Below are 23,511 nucleotides of genomic sequence, written 5' to 3'. Positions count from 1 at the left end.
CGAGCATCGGATACCCCGTTGTGCGTTGACGCGGGTCAATACGCGTGCCGGCGCACTGCGGGAAGATCCCGGGAATAGCCGTTAACCCTGGTCCCCAGAGGCCTAAGGATCGAACAGTGGCAGAGGGAACCCCGGTGATGGAGAATCCAGCAACCGCCGCAGGCGAATGGCATCCGTTGCTGGCGTTACAGTCGGCGGATCTGGCGCGCTTCAGCAGGGGCGAGCACTGGCGCGCGTGGCAGCTTCTGGGGGCGCACACGGGCGAATGTGAGGGCATACCCGGAACCCGGTTCAGCGTCTGGGCGCCGAATGCGGAATGGGTCAGTGTGATCGGTGATTTCAACGGCTGGGATGGGCACCACCACCGCATGAGCGAACACTCCCCCCATGGCGTCTGGGAATGCTTCATTCCCGGCGTGCAAGCGGGCGCGCTCTACAAGTTCCAGCTCCGTAGCCGCTACACCGGCGAGGTCGTTACCAAGATTGATCCTTTCGGGCGACACTTCGAAGCCCGCCCACGCACCGCCAGCATTGTCGCACCGCCCCCCGAGCACCAATGGCATGACCGCGCCTGGCAGCGCCAGCGGGCGCGCTGGCAGGACGCCCCCCTGAGCATCTACGAGATCCATGCCGGTTCGTGGCGTCGCCACCCGGACGGGTCGTTCCTCAACTACCGCGAACTGGCGGATGGGCTGGTCGAGACGCTCCACCAGAGCGGTTTCACGCACGTTGAGCTGATGCCGGTCACCGAGCATCCCCTGGATGCCTCCTGGGGCTATCAGGCAACCGGTTTCTTCGCCCCGACCAGTCGCTTCGGTACGCCCGACGACTTCCGTTACCTGGTGGACCGGCTTCACGGCGCCGGTATTGGCGTGATCCTTGACTGGGTGCCCGCCCACTTCCCCAAGGATGATCATGCCCTGGCGCGTTTCGACGGTACGGCGCTGTTTGAGCACGCCGACCCCGCCCGGGAAACGCCGGAATGGGGCACACTCGCGTTCAACCTCGGGCGCCACGAGGTTCAGAGCTTTCTCATATCGAGTGCCCTCTACTGGCTCGAACACTTCCATCTCGACGGCCTGCGTATTGATGCGGTCGCCTCCATGCTTTACCTCGATTACGGCCGCAGCGGGGGCGAGTGGACACCCAATGCCTATGGCGGCAACGAGAACCTGGAGGCCATCTCGTTTCTCCAGGAGCTGAACCGGGTGACCCATGGCGAATGCCCGGGGACCTTCACCATTGCCGAGGAATCAACCGCCTGGCCGGGGGTCACCCGACCGGTGCACCTTGGGGGGCTGGGGTTCAGCATGAAATGGAACATGGGCTGGATGCACGACACCCTGGCCTATATGCGGGAAGACCCTGTTCACCGTCGCTACCATCATGACCGCCTGACGTTCGGGCTCCTCTATGCTTTCCATGAAAACTTTATCCTGCCGCTTTCCCACGACGAGGTCGTCCACGGCAAAGGGTCGCTGCTGGACCGGATGCCCGGCGATGAGTGGCAGCGGTTCGCCAACCTGCGGCTGCTGTACGCGTATATGTTCGCTTACCCCGGCAAGAAGCTGCTGTTCATGGGCAGCGAGCTGGCCCAGCCCTGGGAGTGGGCCCATGAGGGGCAACTGGATGGAACGCTCGCGGAACACGGCTACCACGCGGGTGTCCAGCGGCTGGTTTTGGACCTGAATCGGCTGTATGCCGTGAATCCGGCGCTGCACCGGCAGGACTTCAGTGAGTCCGGTTTCGAATGGATCGACTGTCATGACTCCGATCAGTCAGTGATCAGCTTTCTGCGCCGGGATACCACGGGAACGGTGGTCGTGGTCTGTAATTTCACCCCCGTGCCGCGCTATGGCTATCGCATTGGTGTGCCACAGCCCGGCGTTTACCGCGAGTGCCTCAATTCGGATTCGGCACTTTACGGCGGCTCTGACGTCGGCAACCTCGGCGGCGGCGAGGCACGCGCGGTTCCCTGGATGGGGCGTCCGGCGACACTGTCGCTCACCCTTCCCCCCCTTGGCGCCGTTTATCTCGAACTGGAGGAGACTGGACATGGAATCGATGAAAATACTGCTGACCGCCGCTGAAATGGCGCCGCTGGCCAAGGTCGGCGGCCTGGGCGATGTCATGGGCGCGCTGCCGGGGGCGCTGGCGGAACGGGGCCATGACGTGAGGGTATTGGTGCCCTCGTACAAACGCGGGCTCGCTGATGAGTCGGCGACGCTGGTCCGCCTGGATGCGGGCCAGGGGCGGGTGGCCGAAATCAGGGGCCGCGATCTGCCGTGCCCCGTATGGCTGCTTGAAACGCCTGGATTCCTGAGGCGGCGTGGGCGCCCCTACCTGACAAGGGCGGGCGCGCCCTGGGCGGACAACGCGGTTCAGTTCGGCAACCTCTCGCGTGTGGCGGCAATGATCGGCGACGGCACACTGGCGACCGGCTGGCACCCGGATGTGGTCCATTGCCATGACTGGCACACGGGGCTGACGCCGCTCTTCATGCGTCTCAGTGGTGCGGCGGCGGCTTCGGTGTTTACCGTCCACAATGCGGGGTACACCGGGTGCTTCCCTCCGGAGCTGATGGCGCGGCTCGGGTTGCCGGCGCATCTCAATGACGCCGAGGCGCTGGAGTTCTACAGCACCATCTCACTGCTCAAGGCCGGCGTGAACTATGCGGACCGTGTGACGACGGTCAGCCCTTCCTATGCGGCGGAGATTCTCACACCGGAGTTCGGGGCTGGTATGGAGGGCGTTTTCCGGGCTCGCTCCGGGGTGCTCAGCGGCATTCTGAACGGTGTTGATTACCAGGTCTGGAATCCTGCTACGGATCCAGTGCTGACGCATCCTTTTGATGCGGCACGCGTCGAAGGTAAGGCTCGCCAACGCCAGGAGCTGATCCGCGACCTCGGACTGGCGTTCGATCACAGCGACAAGGCACCGATCATCGCCTGGGTCGGTCGGCTGACGGAACAGAAGGGGATTGATCTGCTGCTGGAGGCGCTGCCGGACCTGATGCGGCGTGACCTGCGCCTGGTGATCCTCGGTGCTGGCGACGCGCATCGCGAGAGTGAACTGCATGAGCTGGCGCGAACCCATGCGGGCAGGCTGGCGGTGCACACCGCCTTCAACGAGGACATGGCTCACCGACTGTACGCCGCAGCGGACATGCTGTTGATGCCATCGCGCTTCGAGCCCTGTGGCATCGCGCAGATGATCGCCATGCGCTACGGAACCGTTCCGCTGGTTACCAACGTCGGGGGGCTCAGGGATACCGTTACGGATATAGATATGGATGCCGCCTCTGCGACCGGTATCCGTATCGCCCGCCCGGATGCGGCCTCGGTGCTCACCGCCGTGGATCAGGCCCGTGGGTACTTTGACCAGCCGGAAGTCTGGAACCAGCTCATGACCAATGCCATGCGTGCCCGTTTTAAATGGAGCACGGCCGCCGAAGCCTACGAGGCGCTCTATCATGACGCGCTGCGGGATCGTATGACGGGCCATTTCCCGAGGGTGGCCTAGTGCCGTTGATATGGGGGAGGCCGCTGAACATTCCGGAAGATGGGCCTAGCGTATCCAGCTGGCCTCTTCCGGGCTTGATGCGGTTGAAGAGTCGACGGGACAGGGCGCAATGGGGGTCCCGGTTACGGCGTAACGGGTGCCAAGTGCGGTGATCCCGTTGAGACCCACATCGGTACTAGTGATGGTCCATACGGGGACCTGATTCATGATGGGTTTCATCCGCCCCTTGTCCTGAAACGTCTGTCGGAACCTGGTGCCGGTCAGGTACGGGTGCAGCCGCGTGGCAACGCCACCGGCGAGGTAGACACCGCCAAACGCCGCCGAGAACAGGGCGGCATTGCCGGCGAAACGCCCGAGCAGTTCGGCAAACAGTTCCATGGTGTCCAGTGCCATGGGCGCATGGCCGGACGCTGCCTGCTGATTGACGGTTGCCGCCGGGTCCGTTGCTTCCGTGATTGCCGGGTCCGGCGCGCACACATGCTCCCTGCAGACAAACCGGTACAGGTCAGCCAGCCCGGCGCCGGAAAGCACCCGTTCCTGGCTGGCATGGCTGTAGTGTTCACGCAGGTATTCCAGGAGCCGGAAATGGGTCGGGGTGGTGGGTATGAAGTCCGTGTGGCCCCCTTCCGAGGCGAAAACATCCGCTCCCTGGTCCGAGACCCTGTAGGTGGCAACCCCCAGGCCGGTACCCACGGCAATGACCAGATGGGTATCGTTGCCGCACTGACCCTGCTGGACGGGCGCCAGATCGCGGGGCCCCAACGCGGGAACCGCATGGGCAAGCGCCTGCAGGTCATTGACCAGGAATGCCCGTCCCCAGCCGAATCGGGCAGCGAGCGCGTGGGCATCCGCCCGCCAGGGCAGGTTGGTGAAGGTGACACGCGAGCCGTGAACGGGGCCCGCAACGGCAAGCCATGCTTCGTCGATGGTGACTCGTTCAAGGCTTGAGAAGCAGGCCGTCAACTCCTCAATCAGGGCCTCCAGGGACTCAAACCGGGTACTTGGCCAACTCGACTGGTGCCGTAGGCACCATTGCTGACCCTCGCCCTCAAGGAGCCGGAAGCGGGCATTGGTGCCCCCGATGTCGCCAACAAGCAGTCTCATCCCAGGCCTCCTCCTGTTTTGACCCATCAACCTGAATCCCAACTCTCCTCCTGAATCGCCGCATGAATCTTGACCCGTATCATCAGTCCTTGGGAAGCCGGCAGTGGCTTAAGAATCCGGTGGCATCCATTGACCCGGGTCAACACAGTGCCAGCACTTGTGTCACACCATTCAACCAAGGGTGAGCGCATTACCCTCTTTAACCAATGACCTGGAAAGAGGCCATCATCATGTCACTAGGGAAAGTTATTGAAGTCAGCGCGGAATCCGACAAGGGGTTCGAGGACGCCATCCGGAACGGTATACAGACAGCGTCGCGCACCGTTGAGAACATCAAGGGTGCCTGGGTATCCGAGCAGAAGGTGCATGTCGAGAACGGGCGTGTCACCGGCTATCGCGTGGATATGCGGGTCACGTTCGTACTTGAGTGACCCTGAGTCGACCAGGCTGGTGACAATCTTGCGCCGGCGGTCTGTCATTCTCTGACAAGGAGAGGTCGATGTTGCGCGTTGCGATCAGCGGTTTCGGTCGAATCGGGCGCTGCCTGGTCTGGGCGATCCATGAGCAGGGACTCGAGAAGTCAATACAGGTCGTGGCCATCAATGACCTGGTCGAGCCTCATATTCTCAGCCATCTGTTGCGCCATGACACCACTCATGGTCATTTCCGAACGCCGGTGACCCTGGAGGGCGACCGGTTGAGCGTGGGCAGCCAGGTGATTCGGTGTGTGGCCGAGAAGGACCCGGCGAAGCTGCCCTGGGAGGCGCTCGGCGTTGACCTGGTGCTTGAATGCACCGGCAAGCTGAAAACGCGGGCCCTGCTTCAGGGGCACCTGGATGCGGGGGCCGGGCGGGTCCTGGTGGCCTACCCGGTGCCGGATGCGGATCGCACCGTGGTCTACGGCATCAACCACGACGAGCTCATCACGGACGATCGTGTGGTCTCCAACGCCAGCTGTACGACCAACTGCCTGGCACCGGTGGTCAAGGTCCTGGATGATGCGTTTGGTGTGGTGCAGGGCCAGATGACCACCATTCACTCCTACACCAACGACCAGAACCTGATCGATAAGGCCCACCGGGATCTTTATCGCGCCAGGGCGGCGGCCAGTAACATGATTCCCACCCGAACCGGGGCGGCTGACTCAGTGGGCCGGGTCCTCCCGGCGCTGGCCGGCAAGCTGGATGGCATGGCGGTGCGCGTGCCCACCATCAATGTATCGATGGTGGACCTGCACGCGATCCTCGCAACCGGGGCGGACGTGGATGCCATCAATGCCGCCATGAAACGCGCCTCGGAGGGGAGCCTTCGCGGTGTGCTCGGGTACAGCGATGAGCCGCTGGTCTCCGTCGATTTCAATCATTCGCCGTTTTCGGCGATCCATGATGCCGGCCAGACCCGTGTTCTCGGCACCCAGGCGAAGGTGCTCGCCTGGTACGACAACGAGTGGGGCTTCACCAACCGCATGCTGGATGTCGCGTGTGTGATGGCGCAGCAGTGAGCCTGACGGTTGGCGTCGCTCAAGAGATGCGGCGAAACCTGCGCGAGTATCAGGATGCTGGGCAGCTCCGTAACCGGCCCAAGCAAGTTGAGATGGGGATCCGAGGTGGGCATGATGGAGACCATGAACCATCTTGCGCATGTTTTCCTCGCTCCGGATACGCCGGAGGCGAGAGTCGGCAGCATCCTGGGCGATTTCTGCCGGGGCATTTCAGTGGCGGATCTTCCCGGTGATGTCCAGCGGGGTGTCGAGCATCACCTGTCGGTGGATAGCTATACGGACCGGCACCCGCAGGTCTGTGCGAGCCGGCGCCTGTTCTCACCGCAACGGCGCCGCTTTGCCGGCGTCGCGCTCGACATTCTCTATGATCACTATCTCCTGAAGCACTGGCACCGGTTCACCGACGTTGACCAGGATGGTTTCATCCGGATGATCTACCGGGAGTTGCCGGAGCACGAATACCTGATGCCCGAGCCGATGCGCCGGGTTACCCGACGCATCGCCATGGATGACTGGTTCGGCCATTATCGGGACCTCGACAATATCGGCTACGCGCTGGACCGGGTTGCTGCCCGTATCCGGTTCCCCAACCGGTTCGACGGCATCATCGAGGAGATCGAAGGTCACAGCGAGGAACTGGAATCGCGCTTCCTGTGGTTCTTCCAGGATCTGCAGCGTGATGCCAGCACCCTGTGAGCTCCGGCATCAGCGGGGATAGGCGCCCATGTTCTCAACCAGAAAGTCCACGAACTGGCGCACTTTCGGCGAGATATGCCGGTGGCGCGGGTAGACGACCCAGACGGCCGTGTGGGTACACACGCAGTCATCCAATACCGAGATAAGCTGGCCGTTCGCCAGATCCTCCCACACGTAATAGTCGGGCAGCTGCGCCAGCCCCAGGCCCTTGCGGGCGGCGTCCAGGACGGCCTGCCCCGAGTTTCCCCGCCAGTTGCCATGGACCCTGACAGAACGGTGCTGCTGCCCGACATCAAAGGTCCAGTGATCGTTGGAGCCCTGCAGGCAGTTGTGCTTTGAGAGATCCTCCAGGGTTCGGGGAGCCGGATACTGCTGGAGATACGCGGGCGATGCGACCACGTATTCACGTCTCTGGCACAGTCGCCGCCCGATCAGTGACGAGCTCGGCATGGAGCCGGCTCGAACCCCCACATCAAAGCCCTCGTTGACGATGTCCACCCAGCGGTTGGTGAACTCCTGATCGACCGTCAACTGAGGGTGTTGCCGTAAAAAGTCGTTGACCAGTGGCGCAATGTAGCGCTCCCCGAAGGTGGCGGCACAGGTCAGCCTGAGCACGCCACTGGGCCGTTGCTGGTAATCACCAATGGCGTTGAGCGCTTCCTGGAAGCCGTCGAACAGGTGCGAGCAGTGGTTGAAGTACACCTCGCCCGCGTCCGTGAGCCCGAGCTGGCGGGTCGTGCGGTACAGGAGCTGGGTGTCGAGCTGGGTCTCCAGACGCGTGACCAGCCGGCTCACGTGGGAACTCGAAACGTCGAGTTGACGAGCGGCGTTGGCGAATGACCCCTGGCGGACCACCTGAACGAACGCCTCGATCCGGTCCCAGTGTTGCATTGTTGCTCTCCAGCAATAATCCCTTGCCGTATGGTGCCTTAAAGCGGTGATTGTTGGTACCTATACTGAGTCAACTGAAACGCAACCAACCATCGCCTTATTGGAGAATAATCATGAAATCCCGTGCAGCGCTTGCCATGGAGGCGAACAAGCCTCTGGTTCTCGAGGAAATCGATGTGCAGGGCCCTAAGCAGGGCGAAGTCCTGGTGCGGATGGCCGCCACCAGTGTCTGCCACACTGATGCCTATACGCTCTCCGGCGCGGATCCCGAAGGCCTGTTCCCGTCCGTTCTGGGCCATGAAGGCGCTGGCGTGGTTCAGGAGGTCGGTCAGGGCGTGACCAGCCTGCAGCCTGGTGACCACGTTATTCCGCTCTATACGGCGGAATGCGGTCAGTGCAAGTTCTGCCGTTCCGGCAAGACCAACCTCTGCAGCGCCGTGCGGGCGACCCAGGGGCAGGGCGTTATGCCGGATGGCACCTCACGCTTCTCGCTCAACGGCAAGCCACTGCACCACTACATGGGCTGTTCAACGTTCAGTGAATACACGGTCCTGCCAGAGGTCTCGCTGGCCAAGGTCTCGAAAGAGGCACCGCTGGACAAGATCTGTCTGCTCGGCTGTGGCGTGACCACCGGCATCGGCGCTGTGCACAACACGGCCAAGGTGGAACCGGGCTCGACCATCGCGGTATTCGGTCTCGGCGCCATCGGCCTGGCCGTGATCCAGGGCGCGCAGATGATCGGCGCTGAGCGGATCATTGCCATTGATGTGAACCCGGAGAAGTTTGACCTGGCCCGCCAGTTCGGCGCGACCGACTTCGTGAACCCCAACGACTACGACGACCCCATCCAGCAGGTGATCATCGACCAGACCGACGGCGGTGTGGACTACTCCTTTGAGTGCATCGGCAATGTGAACGTCATGCGTTCCGCCCTGGAGTGCTGTCACAAGGGCTGGGGTGAGTCCATCATCATCGGCGTTGCCGGCGCCGGCGAGGAGATCAGCACCCGGCCCGTGCAGCTGGTTACCGGGCGCGTCTGGAAGGGCTCCGCCTTCGGTGGTGTGAAGGGGCGCAGTGAGCTGCCCACCTATGTGGATGACTACATGAAGGGCAAGGTGAAGATCGACGAGTTCATTACCCACAACATGCCCTTCGAGCAGATCAACGAGGCGTTTGAGCTGCTGCACCGTGGCGAAAGCATCCGTACCGTGCTGCATTACTGAGGAGTACCCATGACCGACACACTGGAACTGGTTTCGGAAAACAAGAGCTTCGGCGGCTGGCTCCGGCGGTACCGCCACCGCTCGGAGGTTCTCGACTGCGATATGGTCTTCGGGATCTACCTGCCGCCGCAGGCGGAAACCCAGTCCATACCGCTGCTCTGGTGGCTCTCGGGCCTCACCTGCACGGATGAGAACTTCATGCAGAAAGCCGGCGCGCACCGCGTGGCGGCGGAGCTCGGGATGGCGATCATCTGCCCGGACACCAGCCCGCGCGGTACGGATCTGCCCGGCGAGCATGAAAGCTACGATTTCGGATCCGGCGCTGGCTTCTATGTTGATGCCACCGAAGCGCCCTGGAACCAGCACTATCACATGTACAGCTATGTAGTGGATGAGCTGCCGGACCTGGTGCACAACGCCTTCCCGCTCAGCGGGCAGGAGGCCATTTCAGGGCACTCGATGGGCGGGCATGGTGCCCTGGTCTGCGCCCTCCATAATCCCGAGCGCTACCAGTCCGTTTCCGCGTTTGCGCCCATCTGTCACCCGGTCAACTGCCCCTGGGGCGAGAAGGCGTTCGGGGGCTACCTGGGCGATGACCGTGACGCCTGGAAGGTATGGGATGCCAGTGAGCTGATCCGCTCCCATGGCACTGCGCACTCGGTGCTGGTCGACCAGGGGAATGCGGACAACTTTCTTGAGGCGGGCCAGCTCCAGCCCGAGGCCCTAGAGGCTGCCTGCACCGAGGCCGGTGTTGATCTGAACCTGAGGTACCAGCCCGGGTACGACCACTCCTATTTCTTCATCGCGAGCTTCATCGAGGACCATCTCCGGTTCCATCACGCCCGCATGTAACCTCCGAAGGCGCTTTGATGCCACCTGCCCGTGCAAGCGCACGGGTGGGTACTGACCTCCGTTCCTGCTGACTCTGGATCCTTTTAATCTTTCGCTATCGAGGTGTTAGTCAAGCACAAAGATTCAGTGGTTCTAGTATTAGAATAATCTGATATATTGCCTGCTGCGTTGAATGAAAAATCACGTCTGGGAGGCGCTATGAAAATATTGGCCCGGTATGCTGTTGTTCTCTCACTGGGGTTGAGCGTGCTGAGTGTCAGCGCGGAGGATCAGCCGGATCACTTTGAAGGCAAGGATTCTGAGACTCTGGAGGAGGCTATTGAGAATCTTGAGTCGTCAAGTGAGCGGATGGAAGAACTTCTGGAGGAAGAAGATCTGCGCGGTTCGCCGATGGGTGAGATTCACAGGCTGACCTATACGCTTGAGAAAGCAATGGCAAAAATCCGTGAGGAGACCGGTTTGATGGCTGAGGATCTTGAACAAGCGCATCTTGGGTCGGAAGCTGGTGATGTGGAGCGCGTTCGGCGCTATGGGGAGAAGTTCCTCGAGAAAGCTGAGATCCTGGCGGATTGAAGCGTTGCGCACCCAGTAATAACCGGTTGATCCGCTGTGACGGTATTTGAGCGCTGGGCTGGGCTCTGGGGCGCTGTTCTGATGCTGGCGGTTTTCGCTGGCATGGCGTTCTGGCTTTTCAGCGATACGGATCTGGAAAGTCGTGATAATCGGGGGCGTACACCGCTGATTGTGGCGGCAGAAGAGGGCGATGCCGTACGTGTACGGCAGCTGCTTGAGCGAGGCGCCAGGATTGAGGCGCAGGACAGCTGCCAGTGGACGCCACTTATGAGGGCTGCTTCCCACGGGCATCTGCCAATCGTCAGGACACTGCTGGAGCACGGTGCCTTGGTCAATCATCAGGGCGAGATTGGATTCAGTGCTCTGATGGCTGCCGCCATGAATGGACACCACGATGTGGCGAGAGTGCTGATCAGCCATGGCGCCGATCTGTCGTTTCGGGAAACAGAAACCGGGAAAACCGCGTTACAGCTGGCAATCATGAACGATGACGAGGCCATGATCGAACTTCTTCTCGACGCTCGATCATGAGCTCTCCGCAATGCAGTGCCAGACGCTCTAGATATGATGCGGAAGGTGGTGGTGAGACCCCGGAAACGCCTGTTCCGGATGGATATCGAGGCACAGGATCCGGTAGCCGTAATACGTGAAGGTCATGTGTGAAACGGTGACCGTCCTCGCCGAATCCGGGAGTGCCACATAAGGGCGTGACAGATGGATCTCGCCGGGCCTGTTCGTCGCACTGCGGAAGTATTCCCGGTGAGACCAGCTGGCGCCCTCGGCGCTCAGGAGAGGGTTGAATGCGGCGCCCCTGCTTGCATAGCCGGCGGCGAAGGCGGTCTCGCCCTGTTGCACGCCCCGGGTGTCCAGCAGGTAGCACCGTTTGGCGCCAGGGCTCGTGAGCAGATGCGTTGCGGCTTCTGCGAGGGCAGTGCCACCAGCGATCTGGTGACAGGTCTCAAGCACCTCGTGACGCAGGTTCCGCAGGCACTGGATCTGCTCCGATTCCTGCTGGTCATTCAGGGCCGTAAAGTGTTGCTGGGCCAGGAAAAGCCGCGGTTCCGCTTCCGCCGAGGCCGTTCTCAGTTCAGTACGGGGATGGCTGTACCAGAATCCCTGGTAGAAATCCGCCTCGGATTCCCAGGCAAGGGCTGCCTGTTCGCGGGTTTCCAGTCCCTCCACAAGGACCAGGCTGCCGTTCTCGCGGATCATCCTGATCAGGCTCAGGAAGAGTCTGGAAGCGCGGGCGTTCTCGGCGGCGTGGACCACCATCGTCCTATCCATTTTCACGATGTCCGGGCGGATGCGCCAGATCCGTTCGAAGTGGGCATCACCGGCGCCGAAGTCATCAATCGCGATCCGGAATCCGTGGTTCCGGCACCCGGCCACGAACCGTGCCAGCGCTTCCTGGTCACTGACGGCGTCTTCCACGATCTCGAGCACAATCCGGTCGCAGGAGAGGCCGGACTGGTGTACGAGTTGCGCCAGGATATCCGGTGCGGTGCGCGAATCCACCACGCTTGCCGCGCTCAGGTTCAGGAACAGCCATGCATTAGGCCTGGTTTCCGCATAGGTGCGGAGCGCCTGTTGCCAGAGAACGATATCGAGACAGGGCTCATCGCCCTCTGATTCGGCTTCCGAGAACAGGACTGCGGGTGAGACCGGATCGTTGCAGCGGCGGGCCCTGGCCAGTGCCTCGAAGCCAACGGTCCGACGGTGCGTTGGGCTGACGATCGGCTGGAATTCACAGGAAAGCTCGAAATCCCCAAACCATGTGGGCAGGCAGCTGCCCTGTTCGTACATACAACCAGTGAGATCATTCATCGGGTTTCGCCTTGGATTCTCCAGTCAACGACGATTCAATGAATAAGCAACAGAAGTACCAGGCAGGGCGGGGCAATGTTTCTGTTTGTTACCTGTGTTGCTGGGGGTTGAGGGGTTTTCCTTATTATTCATTTTTTTGGCTGTGCCTGTTGATCTTTTTTCGGGGCTGTTATTTGGGTGATAAACACTTGGAGTCTGTATGTCTGCTGCAACAATCCATGGATCTCGGGGATTGAGTGAAATCGCGTAAAGCGGTCATGGGGCCGTGTTCCAAAAAGGTGCACGGTTGATGGGTGCCAGTGCATATTTAATCGAGGAACAAGTGAACATGACCCCTGCGGGTGGGGCTGCCAGGGCAAATGCCAGCCCCCAGTGCCAAAAAGGCTCTGCAGCTGGCTCTTGATGGCGGGTCAGAACCCGGTGCCAACCACCATGACCGCCTGCCCAGCATCAATCTGCTGTCCCTCCTGGCGGGTAATGTGGGTGATCTTGCCGGCCTCGGGCGCCGTTACCTCGATCTCCATTTTCATGGACTCGAGGATCGCCACCACCTGACCTTCTTCCACGGCGTCTCCCTCACTGATCAGCAGCTGCCAGATGTTGCCGGCGGTCGGTGATTCCACCGGGGTGCCCTCAGGCAGCTCATCCGCCTCGTGCTCGCCCAGGTCCTGCTGGGATTCGTAGTTGATGGCGCCGCTGGCGACCCAGCGTTCGAGCTCCTCCTCGAAGGCCTGGTTGCGGGCTTCGGTGAAGGTCCGGATGCTTTCGGCGTTGGCCTCCAGGAACTGCTGGTACTCGTCCAGATCGAAGGTGGTTTCCTCGGTCTGCAGCGGAAAGTCGCCCTTGGGGTGATCCCGCCGGATCTGCTGCAGTTCCTCCGAGCTGACCTCGTAGAAACGGATCTGGTCGAAGAAGCGCAGCAGGTGCGGCTCGGTGAAGTGGCGCGTGCGCCGGTAACGGTTCCAGACCTGCAGGGTGCGGCCCACGAACTGGTAGCCGCCGGGGCCTTCCATGCCGTAGACGCACAGGTAGGAGCCGCCGATGCCCACGGAGTTTTCCGCCGTCCAGGTCCGTGCCGGGTTGTACTTGGTGGTGACCAGGCGCTGACGTGGGTCATAGGGCGTGGCGACGGGGGCGCCCAGGTAGACGTCGCCCAGGCCCATGACCACGTAGCTCGCCGAGAACAGGATCTGCTTGACGTCATCGATGCTGTCGAGGCCGTTGATGCGCCGGATGAATTCAAGGTTGCTGGGGCACCAGGGCGCGTCGCTGCGCACCGATTGCATGTACTTGCGGATGGCCTCGTGGCAGGCCTCGTCGTCCCAGGACAGGGGCAGCCAGACGATGCGCGAGGCGACCTTCTGTTCCTTCTGGCGCTGGAGGTGGTCCTCCGCCTCCTTCAGGATCCGCAGAAGCCGCTGACGATCCATGACCAGCGGATCAAAGTGGATCTGCAGCGAACGGATGCCGGGTGTGAGTTCCAGCACACCCGCCAGGTCTTGCTCCTTGAGCCAGAGCATCAGGGCGTGGGCGCGGAAGCGCAGGCGAAGGTCCAGCTCGATGGGCCCGTATTCCACCAGCAGGTAGCGGTCGCCGCAGGGGCGATAGGTGACGGCCACGCCGGCTTCGTCGGCGCTCAGTGACTGGAGGATGGGGCTGGCCGGGCGCTGCGGTGTGACTGCCGGTGCCTGGTCCTCGAGCGCCGCGATGCTCCGGTTGCGGGCCTCGGTGAGACGGTCGGCATCGTCCAGGCTGACAGGCTCGAATCGCACAGTGTCACCGGCCTTGAGCTGGCCCAGTTTCCAGAGGTCGGTCTGGATGACCGTCGCCGGGCACACGAAGCCGCCCAGCGAGGGGCCGTCCGGGCCCAGTATCACCGGCATGTCGCCGGTAAAGTCGACCGTGCCGATGGCGTAGGCGTTGTCGTGGATGTTGGAGGGATGCATGCCCGCCTCGCCGCCATCCCGCCGCGCCCACTCGGGCTTGGGGCCAACCAGGCGGATGCCCGTACGGTTGGAGTTGTAGTGGATCTGCCAGTCCGCGCTGAAGAAGGTCTCCATGTCCGCTTCGGTGAAGAACTCCGGCGCGCCGTGGGGCCCATAGGTGCAGCGCAGGGTCCAGTGGGTGGTGAGCCCGGGCGTCATGGCCCCCGGCAGGTTCATCGCCTCGGGCGCGGAAGCGTCTGCATCCAGATGCAGCACATCGCCGGTGCGCAGCGCCCGCCCGCCATGGCCGCCGAACTGGCCGAGCGTAAAGGTGCTGCGCGAGCCCAGGTGGGGCTGGCACTGGATGCCCCCGGCGATCGCCAGGTAGGCGCGGGCGCCGTTGCCGGTCACCTTGCCCAGCTTGAGGGTCTGGCCCGCCGTGACCGGGACGGTGCGGTTCAGTGGCAGGGTTTCGCCGTCCAGGGTGGCGTTCAGGTCCGCGCCGGTCAGTGCGATAGTGGTGGCGCTGTTGAAGCGCAGGGTGGGGCCGTTCAGCGTCAGTTCCAGCCCGGCGGCGCCTTCGTCATTGCCCAGCAGACGGTTGGCCAGGCGGAAGCTAAGGTTGTCCATGGGTCCGGAGGGCGGGATACCCACCGGCCAGTAACCGATGCGTCCCGGGTAGTCCTGGACCGTGGTCATGGTGCCGCTGGCCAGTACATCGATGGTGGCGGGCTGATAGCTGAAGCCGTTCAGGTAGCGCGTGGTCATTCGGCCATCGGCAAACACGGCGTCGCCAAGGATTGCCGCGACGTATTCCCGATTGGTCTCGATGCCCTCGACAATGGTCTGATCCAGAGTGTCCCTCAGGGCGGTGAGGGCCTGGTCCCTGTCGGCTTCGTGCACGATGACCTTGGCCAGCATCGGGTCATAGAGGGGCGACACCTCCAGACCGGCCTCGATCCAGTGGTCAATGCGGCGCCGGCTGCCATCCGCGTCCGGGAATTCAACATGGGTCAGAAGCCCGGCGCAGGGCTGGAAGTCCTTATTCGGATCTTCCGCGTAGAGGCGGGCCTGGATGGCATGGCCGGTTGGTTTAAGCTTGGCGGCAAGCTGCTCGATGTCACCCAACTCGCCAGCGGCCAGCCTGACCATCCACTCGACAAGATCCACGCCGTAGACCTGCTCGGTCGCCCCGTGCTCCACCTGGAGCCGGGTGTTCATCTCCAGGAAGTAGAAGCGGTTGGTGGCCTGGTCCAGAATGAACTCGACCGTGCCCGCATTGCGGTAGTTTACCGCCGAGATCAGGCGCGGTGCGGTCTCATTCAGGGTGGCGCGGACGGCGTCCGGCAGGTTGGGGGCGGGCGCCTCTTCGAGGACCTTCTGGTGGCGACGCTGGGCGGAACAGTCCCGTTCGCCCAGGGCCACGGCCTTTCCGCTGCCGTCACCGAACACCTGCACCTCGATGTGCCGGGCGTGCTCGATGTACTTCTCCAGGAAGACGCTGTCGTTGGCGAAGTTATTGGCGCTCAGACGACGCACGCTGTCCCAGGCCTTATCCAGCGTCTCGCTGTCGTGGCAGATCTGCATGCCAATGCCGCCACCCCCGGCGGAGCTCTTGAGCATGACGGGGTAGCCGATGTCGTCGGCAGCTTTGAGGGCGCTGGCTTTGTCCTCCAGCAGGCCGGTGCCGGGGAGCAGGGGCACCTCGGCCTTTTCGGCGATTTCGCGGGCGGTGTGCTTGAGGCCGAATTCGGTCATCTGGTGCGGGCGTGGGCCGATAAAGGCGACACCCGCGGCTTCGCAGCGTTCGACGAAGTCGGGGTTCTCGCTGAGGAAGCCGTAGCCGGGGTGGACGGCGTCGATGCTTGCGTCTTCGATGATGCGGAAGAGCTTGTCCTGGTTGAGGTAGGTTTCCGTGGCGGAGCCGTCACCCAGGGGCCAGGCTTCGTCGGCCTCGCGGACATGCAGGGAGTCCGCGTCGGCTTCGGCGTAGACGGCGACACTGGTAACGCCCAGCTCGCGCAGTGTGCGGGTGATGCGGCGGGCGATGGCGCCGCGGTTGGCGATCAGTACCTTGTTGAACATGATCCTGTTCTCGCTTTTGCGGGTCGTCCCGCCTGGTTGTTCCGGCCCCTTCGAGGTCGTCCCCGGGTGGCGTTCAACGGTTCTTCAGTTGTCCCAGACCGCAATCTCCAGTGGCGTTGGATCAAAGCCACTGCAGGGGTTGTTCAGCTGCGGGCAGTTGGAGATCAGGACGATCACATCCATCAGCGCCTTCATCTCCACGTACTTGCCCGGCCCAGAGATGCCGTCGGCAAAACTCAGGCCGCCTTCCGGCGTAATGGGCACGTTCATGAAGAAATTGATGTTGTGCGCGATGTCGCGCTTGGTGACCCCGAAGTGCTCGTTCTCCTGGATGGCGTTCATCCAGTTGTCGCGGCACGAGTGCATGCAGCGGCGGTCGTGGGCATAGCGCACGGTGTTGCTCTCCGAGGAGCAGGCACCGCCCAGGGTGTCGTGGCGGCCGCAGGTGTCGGCGATGATCTCAAGCATCGGGTTGTTGCGGTTGGAGCGCAGCACGCTGCCGGTGCCCAGGTAGACGTTGCCCTGTTCACGCACGGTGTCGTTGGCGCTGTAGCGCTCGGCCGGGTCCAGGGCGCTGTAGAACAGCGTGTCGGCGGCTTCGTTGCCGTCCACGTCGGTAATACGGACGGTTGAGCCCGCCTTTACGGTGCGCATGAAGTAGTCGCCGGCACCGATTTTCTGGCTGTAACGGGCATCATGGGTCTGGCGGAAGCTTTCGGTCAGCATCAGGCACCTCCTGCGTCGGTCAGGCGGACAGGGTCGTCCAGGTAGTAGAGTCGGGTGTTTTCCATGGCCCGGCGGCTGGTGTCGTGGGCGTTGACGCATTCGTCGTCGGGCGTGACCGGGTCCGTCTTCAGGAATTCCACCTGGATGGGCTTCTTCGGGTACCCGGTGGCCGGGTTCAGCGGGTGTGGGCTGGTCGCGGCGATGACCAGGGCATCCATGTCGAAGCGCAGGGTTACGCTGGCGCCGGGGCGGTTGTGGCTGTCCACGTAGCGCATATTGCCGGCCTCGTCGGTTTCCACCCGGCTGAACAGGTTGAGGTTGGCGTGCAGGTCGCGCTCACCCAGGCCGTACTTGGCCAGTTCCGTGAGGAAGCTTTCCTCGCCACTCAGACACCATTCATTCATGTACTCCTGGAAGGACCAGCGGCCAAAGCGCTCGTAGCAGGCGCCGCGCGTCAGGGTGCCGCAGGCGGAGTCGTGGCCGCCGAAGTCGTCCTCAACGATGGAGGCGATACAGCGCCCCATGTCGGAATAGAGGCAGTGGCCCTGGGTCAGCCGGAAGGTTTCCTGGGCCTTCATGGTGTCGGGCGCGTTGTAGCGCTCCATGAGCATTTCCGGGTTGAATACGAGCAGGGCGAGGTTGCCGCCGCCTTCCAGGTCCGTCAGGCGCAGGCCGGTGTTGCGGCGCATGCGGAAAGACCAGTGATGGCCTCCGGGCAGGGTGTAGTCGTAAAGGCGTCGACTCATGAGTGGTCTCCTGTCGGTTGCGGGTTATGGTTATCAATGGTCCGGGAGGTCGCATTCACGTCGGCGTTGATGTCTTCCAGAACGCCGGTGTCGTCGCGGCCCACCGCGAGGTCGTAGGTGATGCGCGCGCCGTAGGCTTCGGGGGCCTGGGGGTCCAGGCGCTCCTTGTCGAAGACCCAGAGACGGGTGCCGAGGGCGAAGCCTTCCTCGATGTCATGCGTGATCATGAAGACCGTAAGCTTCTGCTCACGCCACAGGCGACTGACCAGTTCGTGCATGTCCCGCCGGATACCCGGGTCCAGCGCCCCGAAGGGTTCGTCCAGCAGCAGGATCCGGGGCTTCTTGATCAGGGCCTGGGCGAGCGCCAGGCGCTGCTGCATGCCGCCGGAGAGTTCGTGGGGGTACTTGTCGAGGGCGTGTTCCAGGCCCACCTCTTTCAGCATGGCCACGGCGTCATCGCGGAGCCGGCGCCGGTTGGCACCGAAGACACGGCCGAGCCAGCGGCTGGCCTCCAGCTCGCCGGCGAGCATGACGTTGCCGGTGGCGTCCAGATGGGGCATGACGGAGTAGCGCTGGAAGACGATGCCGCGTGTGGCGTCGGGTTCCTCCGGTATCGGCTTACCATCCAGCAACAGCTCACCACGCGTGGGTGTTTCAGTGCCCAGCAGCATTTTCAGGAAGGTGGTCTTGCCGCAGCCGGAGGCGCCCACCACGGTGACGAACTCGCGCGCCTCGATGCTGGCGTTGAGCCGTTCCAGCACCACGTCGTCGCCGAATTCCTTCCACAGGTTGCGGATCTCGATCATGGCCATGGTTGCGCCCCTTATTGACCGGTTGCGTGGAACCAGGGATAGCGCCACCTGGACCAGCGGTTGAGCAGGAAGTCGATCACCAGAGCCAGCAGCGTGATCCAGAGGACATAGGGCAGGATCACGTCCATGGAGAGGTAGCGCCGCACCAGGAAGATGCGATAGCCCAGCCCCTCGGTAGCGGCGATGGCCTCGGCGGCGATCAGGAACAGCCAGGCGGTGCCAAGCGCGAGGCGCGTGGTGGCCAGCAGCCGGGGCATGATCTGGGGCAGCATCAGCCGCGTGATGGTCTGCCAGGTGTTGGCCCCCAGGGTCTGCATCTTGATGATCTGCTCCTCGGGGATCTCCAGGGTCCGCTGCTGCATGTCGCGGATCATGAAGGGCGTCACGCCGATGATGATCAGCATGACCTTGGCCAGTTCCTGCAGCCCGAACACGATGAACAGGATCGGCAGGATGGCCATTGGCGGCACCAGGGAGATGCCCACGACCAAAGGCGAGAGCGTGGCTCGCACATAGGGAATGGCGCCGTTGGCGATACCGAATATCAGGGCCAGAGCGGCGGAAACACCGATGCCGATACCAAGCCTCTGAAGGCTTGCCAGGGTGTCCTGGAGCAGCAGGTAGTCGCCGGAGCGCTTGCTGGGTTCAAACGCCATGCGTTCGACCGCCTCAGCCATCTGGGTCAGTGAGGGCAGCAGGGGGTCATCCGGGTTTTCCGCCAGGCGCGCCGAGGAGGCTCCGATGTAGATGGCCAGAAGTAGCGCAAACGGCAGGAACCCCAGGAACCATCGGGCGTAGCGATTGGGTTTCCGGTTGATCAGTTTCTTCATGGGATCAGCCCGTCAGCGTGAATACGGGCCGGCTCCGTGGAGCCGGCTTGCGTGTGGGCGGAATGGGCTCAGAGTTCCCCGTCCGCGGCCTGCTGCATGTACTTGTCCGTAAAGCGCAGGTTCACGTTGCCCTCGTTGCCGTAGGTCCCGGACGGTGTCTCGATGCCCACGGCTTCCGCGCTGGGCGCACCCTGGCCGAGCAGGCCGTGGCGGAAGGAGAACTCGGCCACGTTCTGCATGGTTTCCAGCAGCTGGTCACTGCGTGTGAAATCCACCGCTTCGGCGGGGTCATGGAACATGTTGGTCGCCTCCAGCTGGGCCTCGTAGCCCTCAAGATCGGTGCCCGCGGCATTCGCCATATGGGTACGGGCCTCAATGGCCGTTTCGTCATCGCCCTGCATGCGAGCCATGATCTCGTACCAGGCGCCGGTCAGGGCCTTGCCGAATTTGGGGTTCGCTTCCAGGGTTTCCGTGTTGACCACCATCAGGTCCATGATCTCGCCCGGGATCTGGGAAGAGTCGAAGACGAGGTTGGCATTGGGCTGTTCCAGCACTGAGCTGAGCTGCGGGTTCCAGGTAACCACGGAACTGACGTCGGGCGTGGCGAAGGCGGAGACAATGTCCGCGTCGGCGGTGTTGACGACCTCGATATCACGCTCGGACAGTCCTACGGACTCCAGGCCCCGTGCCAGCAGATAGTGGGAGACAGAGAGTTCCACCAGGTTGACGCGCTTGCCCTCGATCTCGGCCAGGTCATCCTCGTTTTTCATGACGATGCCGTCATTGCCGTCGGAGAAGTCACCCACTACAAGCGCAGTGGAATCAACGCCGCCGGAGGCGGGGATGGTGAGCGCGTCCATGTTGGTCATGGTGCAGCCGTCAAAGCGGCCGGAGGTGTACTGGTTGATGGACTCGATGTAGTCGTTGATCTGGACCACGTCGATTTCAATGTCGTACTTGTCCGCCCACTTGTCGACAATGCCTTCGGCATCGCCGTAGTCCCAGGGCATCCAGCCCACATAGATGGACCAGCAGACACTGAATTCGTCTTTCGCGAGGGCAGTGCCGGGCAGCATGCCGGCGGCGGCAATAAAGGGGAGTGCGGTAAGCAGCTTGGATCGCATGTCGAGCCTCCTGACGGTTAACTGGGAGGAATCAGATGGCTGTTCAGCCTGTATCCTCCCGGGCTTTTGTCCCGCCGTGTAACCTTCAGAAGGTCGACCGCTCTCGGACCAGACGCCACGTCGGTGTGGCCGGAACCCTAGCTGTCCATTTCAGATTGTCTTGGAACGGACCGGGCAGCACAGCGCCACTCAGTCATCTGATTCCTGTCTGTTAGAGTGCAACCACAGTGCCACCTATGGAAAAGCCTTTCATGACAGTAGCCTGGGGGATCTGATGCTGCCGTGGTCTGGACTCGGGTGCGCCAGGTTGGTGCAGGTGAGAGTGCTGTGCCCCGGTTGGGGGCAGGTAGGGAGCGGTGCGCCTAACGGTGGGCTGGGTCCTGTCGCCGAGGCTGTCGCGAGACCTCCCGGATGCGTTCCAGTGAGATGCCCTTGACGGCCTCCTGGCTGGTACGGATATGGGCGGTCATTTTCTCCGCGGCCTCACCGGGATTGTTGGCGATCAGTGCCTGCAGGATCTCGGCGTGTTCCCGGTAAGTGGCATCGATCCGGTCGGGCCGGGTGAAATCAAGCCGGCGCACGATGCGCAGCCGGTCCGTTATCCGTTGGTGCACCTGGGTCATTTCGTCGTTGCCGGGCGCCGCCACCAGCTCACAGTGGAAGCTCTCATCGAGGGCACGCACGGTGCTGCCGAAAGCTCTCTCGGAGGGGGCATCCGGGTTCCAGATGTCATTGAGCAGCCGCAGGGCGGGTGGCGGCTTATCCAGGCGGCAGATCTTGTGCATCGCGGCCCGCTCAAGGGTGATGCGCAGGTCGTAGAGCTCCTCGATCTGCTTGAAATCCAGCTGCCGTATCTGCCAGCCACTGCGGAAGAGAACGTCCACATAGCCTTCGCGTTCCAGCCGGTACAGCGCCTCGCGCACCGGCGTGCGGCTGGCCGAAAGCCGCTGCGCGATGTCGGATTCACTGAACTTGTCGCCCGGGATCAGGCGGAACTCAAAGATATCCTCCTTGAGCGCCTGATAGATCCGGTCGGCCATGCTTTTGCGCTGTGTGGGGGCGCTGGGTTCCGCCATTGGGGTTAACACCAGCGGTACGGGTGGGAGCCTATGATCCGCACCGAAGTCTCGCCCCGGTTGGCTACAAGAACCTTCGAAAACATGGCGTTACCCCTTTCTCTATCCCTGTTGTTTCCGGAGAGACTGGATATAGGCGCGCCAGCCCCCAAGATGCGTGATGTCCGTGGCCCCTTCGAGCCCTGCTTCCTCACAGATGAAGCCCTTGGTCCAGGTGCCGTCCGCCAGTTCAACGGTGCCGATGCCCAGGGGGTGGGGAATCAGTTCCACAAAGGAACCGAAGTGCTCTGTGGGCATCGTCCATACCTCGACTTCCAGGGCCTTACCGGTGGTATCCCGTCGCAGTCCGGGTTTGGGCGGGGTGGTGCCGGCCAGGGCATACAGCCGGTAACAGGGGGCGGTTGTTGTGCTTTGCAGCAGCCGTGCACCGCGCCCGGTCAGTTGGTCATTGAGTGGCATACCGCTGAGATGGGCGCCCACCACGGTTACCTGGACCGTGCCAACATCGGGTTCTGCTGGCGTCTCCGGTGGCCGTTCCCGTCCGGTGGCGCCGAGTGGTGTCGGGGCGTGGTTGAGCCATTGCGCGCCCAGTTCCTGAAGATCCCGGTCACGCCAGGCGCCACTGATCAGGGTGATGCCGAAAGGCAGGCCGTCTCCGCGGAACCCGGCCGGTAACGCCAGCGCGCAAAGGTCAGCCAGGTTGACGAAGTTGGTGTAGCGGCCAAGGCGGGCGTTCAGGTGCACAGGGTCGGCCTCCACCGCACTGATGGAAGGGGTGATGGGCGCGGTCGGCACCAGCAGGGCGTCGATTTCCGCCAGCTCTTGGTCCAGGGCATGGCGCAGCTCGTGCTGCCGGTAGAGGCCGTTGAACGCATCGGTAGCCGTGAACCCCTCCGCCCGGCGGATGATGTCCCGGACCACCGGGTTCATGGCCGCGGCGTTCGCCTCCATGAAGGTGCTGATTGCGGCGTGACGCTCCGCGATCCAGGGGCCTTCATAAAGGAGTTCGGCCATGGCGTAGAGCGTTGTGAAGTCCCGCTCCACCACCTCAACGCCCAGGGAGCGCCACTGGCTCAGCGCCTGTTCCCATGCTTCGCGCTGCTGGTCGTCGCCATACCATTCCGGATCCCGGGGAATGGCCAGGCGTCGGACCGGCCCCGGCGCCCTCAGCGCACGGTCGGGGTTGGATCCGTATTCCAGGCGGGAGCAGCCAAAGGAGTCAGTGTTCTCGCCCGCTTCCATGCAGCTCTGGATTACGCCGGCATCAGCCGTGGTCAGGGCGAAAACCGAGACACAGTCCAGACTCCGGCACGCCGGTACCACGCCGCGGGTGCTGATGGCCCCCCGGGTTGGCTTGAGGCCCACGATGTTATTCAGTCCTGCCGGTACACGTCCGGAGCCGGCAGTGTCCGTACCCAGGGAGAAGGGGACGGTGCCGCGGGCCACGATTGCGGCGGACCCGGAACTCGACCCTCCCGCCATGACGGCATCATCGAAGGTATTGGGGACGGCGCCCCAGGGAGAGCGTGTGCCGACAAGCCCAGTGGCGAACTGGTCGAGGTTGGTCTTGCCGATGAGTACGGCGCCCGCTTCTTTCAATGCCTTGACCGCTTCCGCATCGCACTCGGGCCGATAGCCGTATTCCGTGCAGGCTGCGGTGGTCTCGAAACCGAACGCGTCAATGTTGTCCTTGATCGCAAACGGCACCCCGTAGAGTGGTTGCTCCGGGGAAAGGGTCGCGATTTGGGCGGCCAGCTGTTCCCGGCTCGCCAGGCTGATCCAGGCGGGGTCGCGTGGGTCCTCGGCCTCCAGAAGCGCTTCCAGAAGCGCCTGGGGCGACTGGCCGTTACGGTATGCCTCCTGCCAGTCCCTGATGGTCCATCCGGTTGTTGAAGCCATGACGAGTCTCTTGGTTGCCAACTTGTATACAAGTTGGCTTGAGCAAACGCTATGCCACTCCTGTTGAGTTTACGAAAAATCTGTATAACAAGGGGGTAGATT

The 23,511-nt window shown here is 62.8% G+C and carries 20 protein-coding genes and 1 riboswitch; of the genes, 9 read left to right on the top strand and 11 right to left on the bottom strand.

Annotation, left to right across the window (positions count from 1 at the left end):
- Positions 1–116: 116 nt before the first annotated feature.
- Together glgB and glgA are read left to right on the top strand one after the other, a co-directional pair.
- Complete coding sequence (glgB, locus tag GLW01_RS13645; protein WP_202405739.1) at positions 117–2,090, top strand: 1,4-alpha-glucan branching protein GlgB; 1,974 nt, start codon at positions 117–119, stop codon at positions 2,088–2,090.
- A complete protein-coding gene (gene glgA, locus GLW01_RS13640) occupies positions 2,056–3,522 on the top strand; it encodes a glycogen synthase GlgA (RefSeq protein ID WP_160899391.1) in 1,467 nt (488 codons plus the stop codon). The genes glgB and glgA overlap by 35 nt, the downstream gene beginning before the upstream one ends.
- Positions 3,523–3,567: 45 nt before the next feature.
- Here the strand turns inward: glgA and glk are convergent, their stop codons facing one another.
- A complete protein-coding gene (gene glk, locus GLW01_RS13635; RefSeq protein WP_160899390.1) occupies positions 3,568–4,626 on the bottom strand; it encodes a glucokinase in 1,059 nt (352 codons plus the stop codon).
- A 230-nt stretch (positions 4,627–4,856) separates the two neighbouring features.
- On the opposite strand from glk, the gene GLW01_RS13630 reads away from it, so the two are divergent.
- From GLW01_RS13630 to GLW01_RS13620, 3 genes are all read left to right on the top strand, one after another.
- On the top strand, positions 4,857–5,057 hold the full coding sequence (locus GLW01_RS13630) for a dodecin family protein (RefSeq protein ID WP_160899389.1): 201 nt from the start codon (positions 4,857–4,859) through the stop codon (positions 5,055–5,057).
- 68 nt (positions 5,058–5,125) lie between these two features.
- Positions 5,126–6,127 (top strand): type I glyceraldehyde-3-phosphate dehydrogenase, encoded by a 1,002-nt coding sequence (gap, locus tag GLW01_RS13625; protein WP_160899388.1) that lies wholly within the window; start codon positions 5,126–5,128, stop codon positions 6,125–6,127.
- A gap of 123 nt (positions 6,128–6,250) precedes the next feature.
- Entirely contained in the window at positions 6,251–6,823 is a 573-nt protein-coding gene (locus tag GLW01_RS13620) for an ACP phosphodiesterase (RefSeq protein WP_160899387.1), read from the top strand.
- A gap of 9 nt (positions 6,824–6,832) precedes the next feature.
- Here GLW01_RS13620 and GLW01_RS13615 read toward each other — a convergent pair whose 3' ends face one another.
- Positions 6,833–7,714 carry a LysR family transcriptional regulator gene (locus GLW01_RS13615; protein ID WP_160899386.1) on the bottom strand — a complete coding sequence of 294 codons (882 nt, stop codon included), beginning with the start codon at positions 7,712–7,714 and terminating at the stop codon, positions 6,833–6,835.
- Positions 7,715–7,827: 113 nt separating this feature from the next.
- On the opposite strand from GLW01_RS13615, the gene GLW01_RS13610 reads away from it, so the two are divergent.
- The 4 genes from GLW01_RS13610 to GLW01_RS13595 all read left to right on the top strand — a co-directional run bounded on the left by GLW01_RS13610 (position 7,828) and on the right by GLW01_RS13595 (position 10,893).
- On the top strand, positions 7,828–8,937 hold the full coding sequence (locus GLW01_RS13610) for an S-(hydroxymethyl)glutathione dehydrogenase/class III alcohol dehydrogenase (protein WP_151439138.1): 1,110 nt from the start codon (positions 7,828–7,830) through the stop codon (positions 8,935–8,937).
- 9 nt (positions 8,938–8,946) lie between these two features.
- On the top strand, positions 8,947–9,789 hold the full coding sequence (gene fghA / locus GLW01_RS13605; protein WP_160899385.1) for an S-formylglutathione hydrolase: 843 nt from the start codon (positions 8,947–8,949) through the stop codon (positions 9,787–9,789).
- A 198-nt stretch (positions 9,790–9,987) separates the two neighbouring features.
- Entirely contained in the window at positions 9,988–10,362 is a 375-nt protein-coding gene (locus GLW01_RS13600; protein WP_151439140.1) for a DUF6746 family protein, read from the top strand.
- Positions 10,363–10,398: 36 nt separating this feature from the next.
- The gene (locus GLW01_RS13595; protein WP_160899384.1) at positions 10,399–10,893 is read left to right on the top strand and encodes an ankyrin repeat domain-containing protein; all 495 of its coding nucleotides are present in this window, start codon (positions 10,399–10,401) and stop codon (positions 10,891–10,893) included.
- Between the two features lie 27 nt (positions 10,894–10,920).
- Here GLW01_RS13595 and GLW01_RS13590 read toward each other — a convergent pair whose 3' ends face one another.
- The 9 genes from GLW01_RS13590 to atzF form a co-directional block, all read right to left on the bottom strand.
- On the bottom strand, positions 10,921–12,186 hold the full coding sequence (locus GLW01_RS13590; RefSeq protein WP_160899383.1) for a sensor domain-containing phosphodiesterase: 1,266 nt from the start codon (positions 12,184–12,186) through the stop codon (positions 10,921–10,923).
- Positions 12,187–12,596: 410 nt separating this feature from the next.
- On the bottom strand, positions 12,597–16,196 hold the full coding sequence (gene uca, locus GLW01_RS13585) for an urea carboxylase (protein WP_160899382.1): 3,600 nt from the start codon (positions 16,194–16,196) through the stop codon (positions 12,597–12,599).
- A gap of 84 nt (positions 16,197–16,280) precedes the next feature.
- Entirely contained in the window at positions 16,281–16,922 is a 642-nt protein-coding gene (locus GLW01_RS13580; protein WP_160899381.1) for an urea amidolyase associated protein UAAP2, read from the bottom strand.
- Entirely contained in the window at positions 16,922–17,668 is a 747-nt protein-coding gene (locus GLW01_RS13575) for an urea amidolyase associated protein UAAP1 (protein ID WP_160899380.1), read from the bottom strand. Before GLW01_RS13575 ends, GLW01_RS13580 begins: the two co-directional genes overlap by 1 nt.
- Positions 17,665–18,480, bottom strand: coding sequence for an ABC transporter ATP-binding protein (locus tag GLW01_RS13570; RefSeq protein ID WP_202405738.1), 816 nt, complete (start codon positions 18,478–18,480; stop codon positions 17,665–17,667). Before GLW01_RS13570 ends, GLW01_RS13575 begins: the two co-directional genes overlap by 4 nt.
- 11 nt (positions 18,481–18,491) lie before the next feature.
- On the bottom strand, positions 18,492–19,310 hold the full coding sequence (locus GLW01_RS13565; RefSeq protein ID WP_160899379.1) for an ABC transporter permease: 819 nt from the start codon (positions 19,308–19,310) through the stop codon (positions 18,492–18,494).
- Positions 19,311–19,378: 68 nt separating this feature from the next.
- The gene (locus GLW01_RS13560; RefSeq protein ID WP_160899378.1) at positions 19,379–20,434 is read right to left on the bottom strand and encodes a putative urea ABC transporter substrate-binding protein; all 1,056 of its coding nucleotides are present in this window, start codon (positions 20,432–20,434) and stop codon (positions 19,379–19,381) included.
- A gap of 53 nt (positions 20,435–20,487) precedes the next feature.
- Positions 20,488–20,586, bottom strand: a riboswitch (guanidine-I (ykkC/yxkD leader).
- Between the two features lie 210 nt (positions 20,587–20,796).
- On the bottom strand, positions 20,797–21,510 hold the full coding sequence (locus GLW01_RS13555) for a GntR family transcriptional regulator (protein ID WP_160899377.1): 714 nt from the start codon (positions 21,508–21,510) through the stop codon (positions 20,797–20,799).
- Between the two features lie 102 nt (positions 21,511–21,612).
- Positions 21,613–23,409, bottom strand: a complete 1,797-nt coding sequence (atzF, locus tag GLW01_RS13550) for an allophanate hydrolase (protein ID WP_160899376.1) — start codon at positions 23,407–23,409, stop codon at positions 21,613–21,615.
- Between the last annotated feature and the right edge of the window lie 102 nt (positions 23,410–23,511).

The sequence above is a fragment of the Vreelandella halophila genome, from assembly GCF_009856365.1.
Classification (GTDB): Bacteria; Pseudomonadota; Gammaproteobacteria; order Pseudomonadales; family Oleiphilaceae; genus Halospina; species Halospina utahensis_B.
Note: the sequence above shows the minus strand (reverse complement) of the source record. Positions and strands in the feature narration are given on the sequence as shown.

What these genes read in the sequence shown, in the direction of transcription:
- glgA (WP_160899391.1), top strand. Translation starts at nt 2,056, where the DNA reads ATGGAATCGATGAAAATACTGCTGACCGCCGCTGAAATGGCGCCGCTG.
- glk (WP_160899390.1), bottom strand. Translation starts at nt 4,626, where the DNA reads ATGAGACTGCTTGTTGGCGACATCGGGGGCACCAATGCCCGCTTCCGG.
- GLW01_RS13630 (WP_160899389.1), top strand. Translation starts at nt 4,857, where the DNA reads ATGTCACTAGGGAAAGTTATTGAAGTCAGCGCGGAATCCGACAAGGGG.
- gap (WP_160899388.1), top strand. Translation starts at nt 5,126, where the DNA reads ATGTTGCGCGTTGCGATCAGCGGTTTCGGTCGAATCGGGCGCTGCCTG.
- GLW01_RS13620 (WP_160899387.1), top strand. Translation starts at nt 6,251, where the DNA reads ATGAACCATCTTGCGCATGTTTTCCTCGCTCCGGATACGCCGGAGGCG.
- GLW01_RS13615 (WP_160899386.1), bottom strand. Translation starts at nt 7,714, where the DNA reads ATGCAACACTGGGACCGGATCGAGGCGTTCGTTCAGGTGGTCCGCCAG.
- GLW01_RS13610 (WP_151439138.1), top strand. Translation starts at nt 7,828, where the DNA reads ATGAAATCCCGTGCAGCGCTTGCCATGGAGGCGAACAAGCCTCTGGTT.
- fghA (WP_160899385.1), top strand. Translation starts at nt 8,947, where the DNA reads ATGACCGACACACTGGAACTGGTTTCGGAAAACAAGAGCTTCGGCGGC.
- GLW01_RS13600 (WP_151439140.1), top strand. Translation starts at nt 9,988, where the DNA reads ATGAAAATATTGGCCCGGTATGCTGTTGTTCTCTCACTGGGGTTGAGC.
- GLW01_RS13590 (WP_160899383.1), bottom strand. Translation starts at nt 12,186, where the DNA reads ATGAATGATCTCACTGGTTGTATGTACGAACAGGGCAGCTGCCTGCCC.
- uca (WP_160899382.1), bottom strand. Translation starts at nt 16,196, where the DNA reads ATGTTCAACAAGGTACTGATCGCCAACCGCGGCGCCATCGCCCGCCGC.
- GLW01_RS13580 (WP_160899381.1), bottom strand. Translation starts at nt 16,922, where the DNA reads ATGCTGACCGAAAGCTTCCGCCAGACCCATGATGCCCGTTACAGCCAG.
- GLW01_RS13575 (WP_160899380.1), bottom strand. Translation starts at nt 17,668, where the DNA reads ATGAGTCGACGCCTTTACGACTACACCCTGCCCGGAGGCCATCACTGG.
- GLW01_RS13570 (WP_202405738.1), bottom strand. Translation starts at nt 18,480, where the DNA reads ATGGCCATGATCGAGATCCGCAACCTGTGGAAGGAATTCGGCGACGAC.
- GLW01_RS13565 (WP_160899379.1), bottom strand. Translation starts at nt 19,310, where the DNA reads ATGAAGAAACTGATCAACCGGAAACCCAATCGCTACGCCCGATGGTTC.
- GLW01_RS13560 (WP_160899378.1), bottom strand. Translation starts at nt 20,434, where the DNA reads ATGCGATCCAAGCTGCTTACCGCACTCCCCTTTATTGCCGCCGCCGGC.
- GLW01_RS13555 (WP_160899377.1), bottom strand. Translation starts at nt 21,510, where the DNA reads ATGGCGGAACCCAGCGCCCCCACACAGCGCAAAAGCATGGCCGACCGG.
- atzF (WP_160899376.1), bottom strand. Translation starts at nt 23,409, where the DNA reads ATGGCTTCAACAACCGGATGGACCATCAGGGACTGGCAGGAGGCATAC.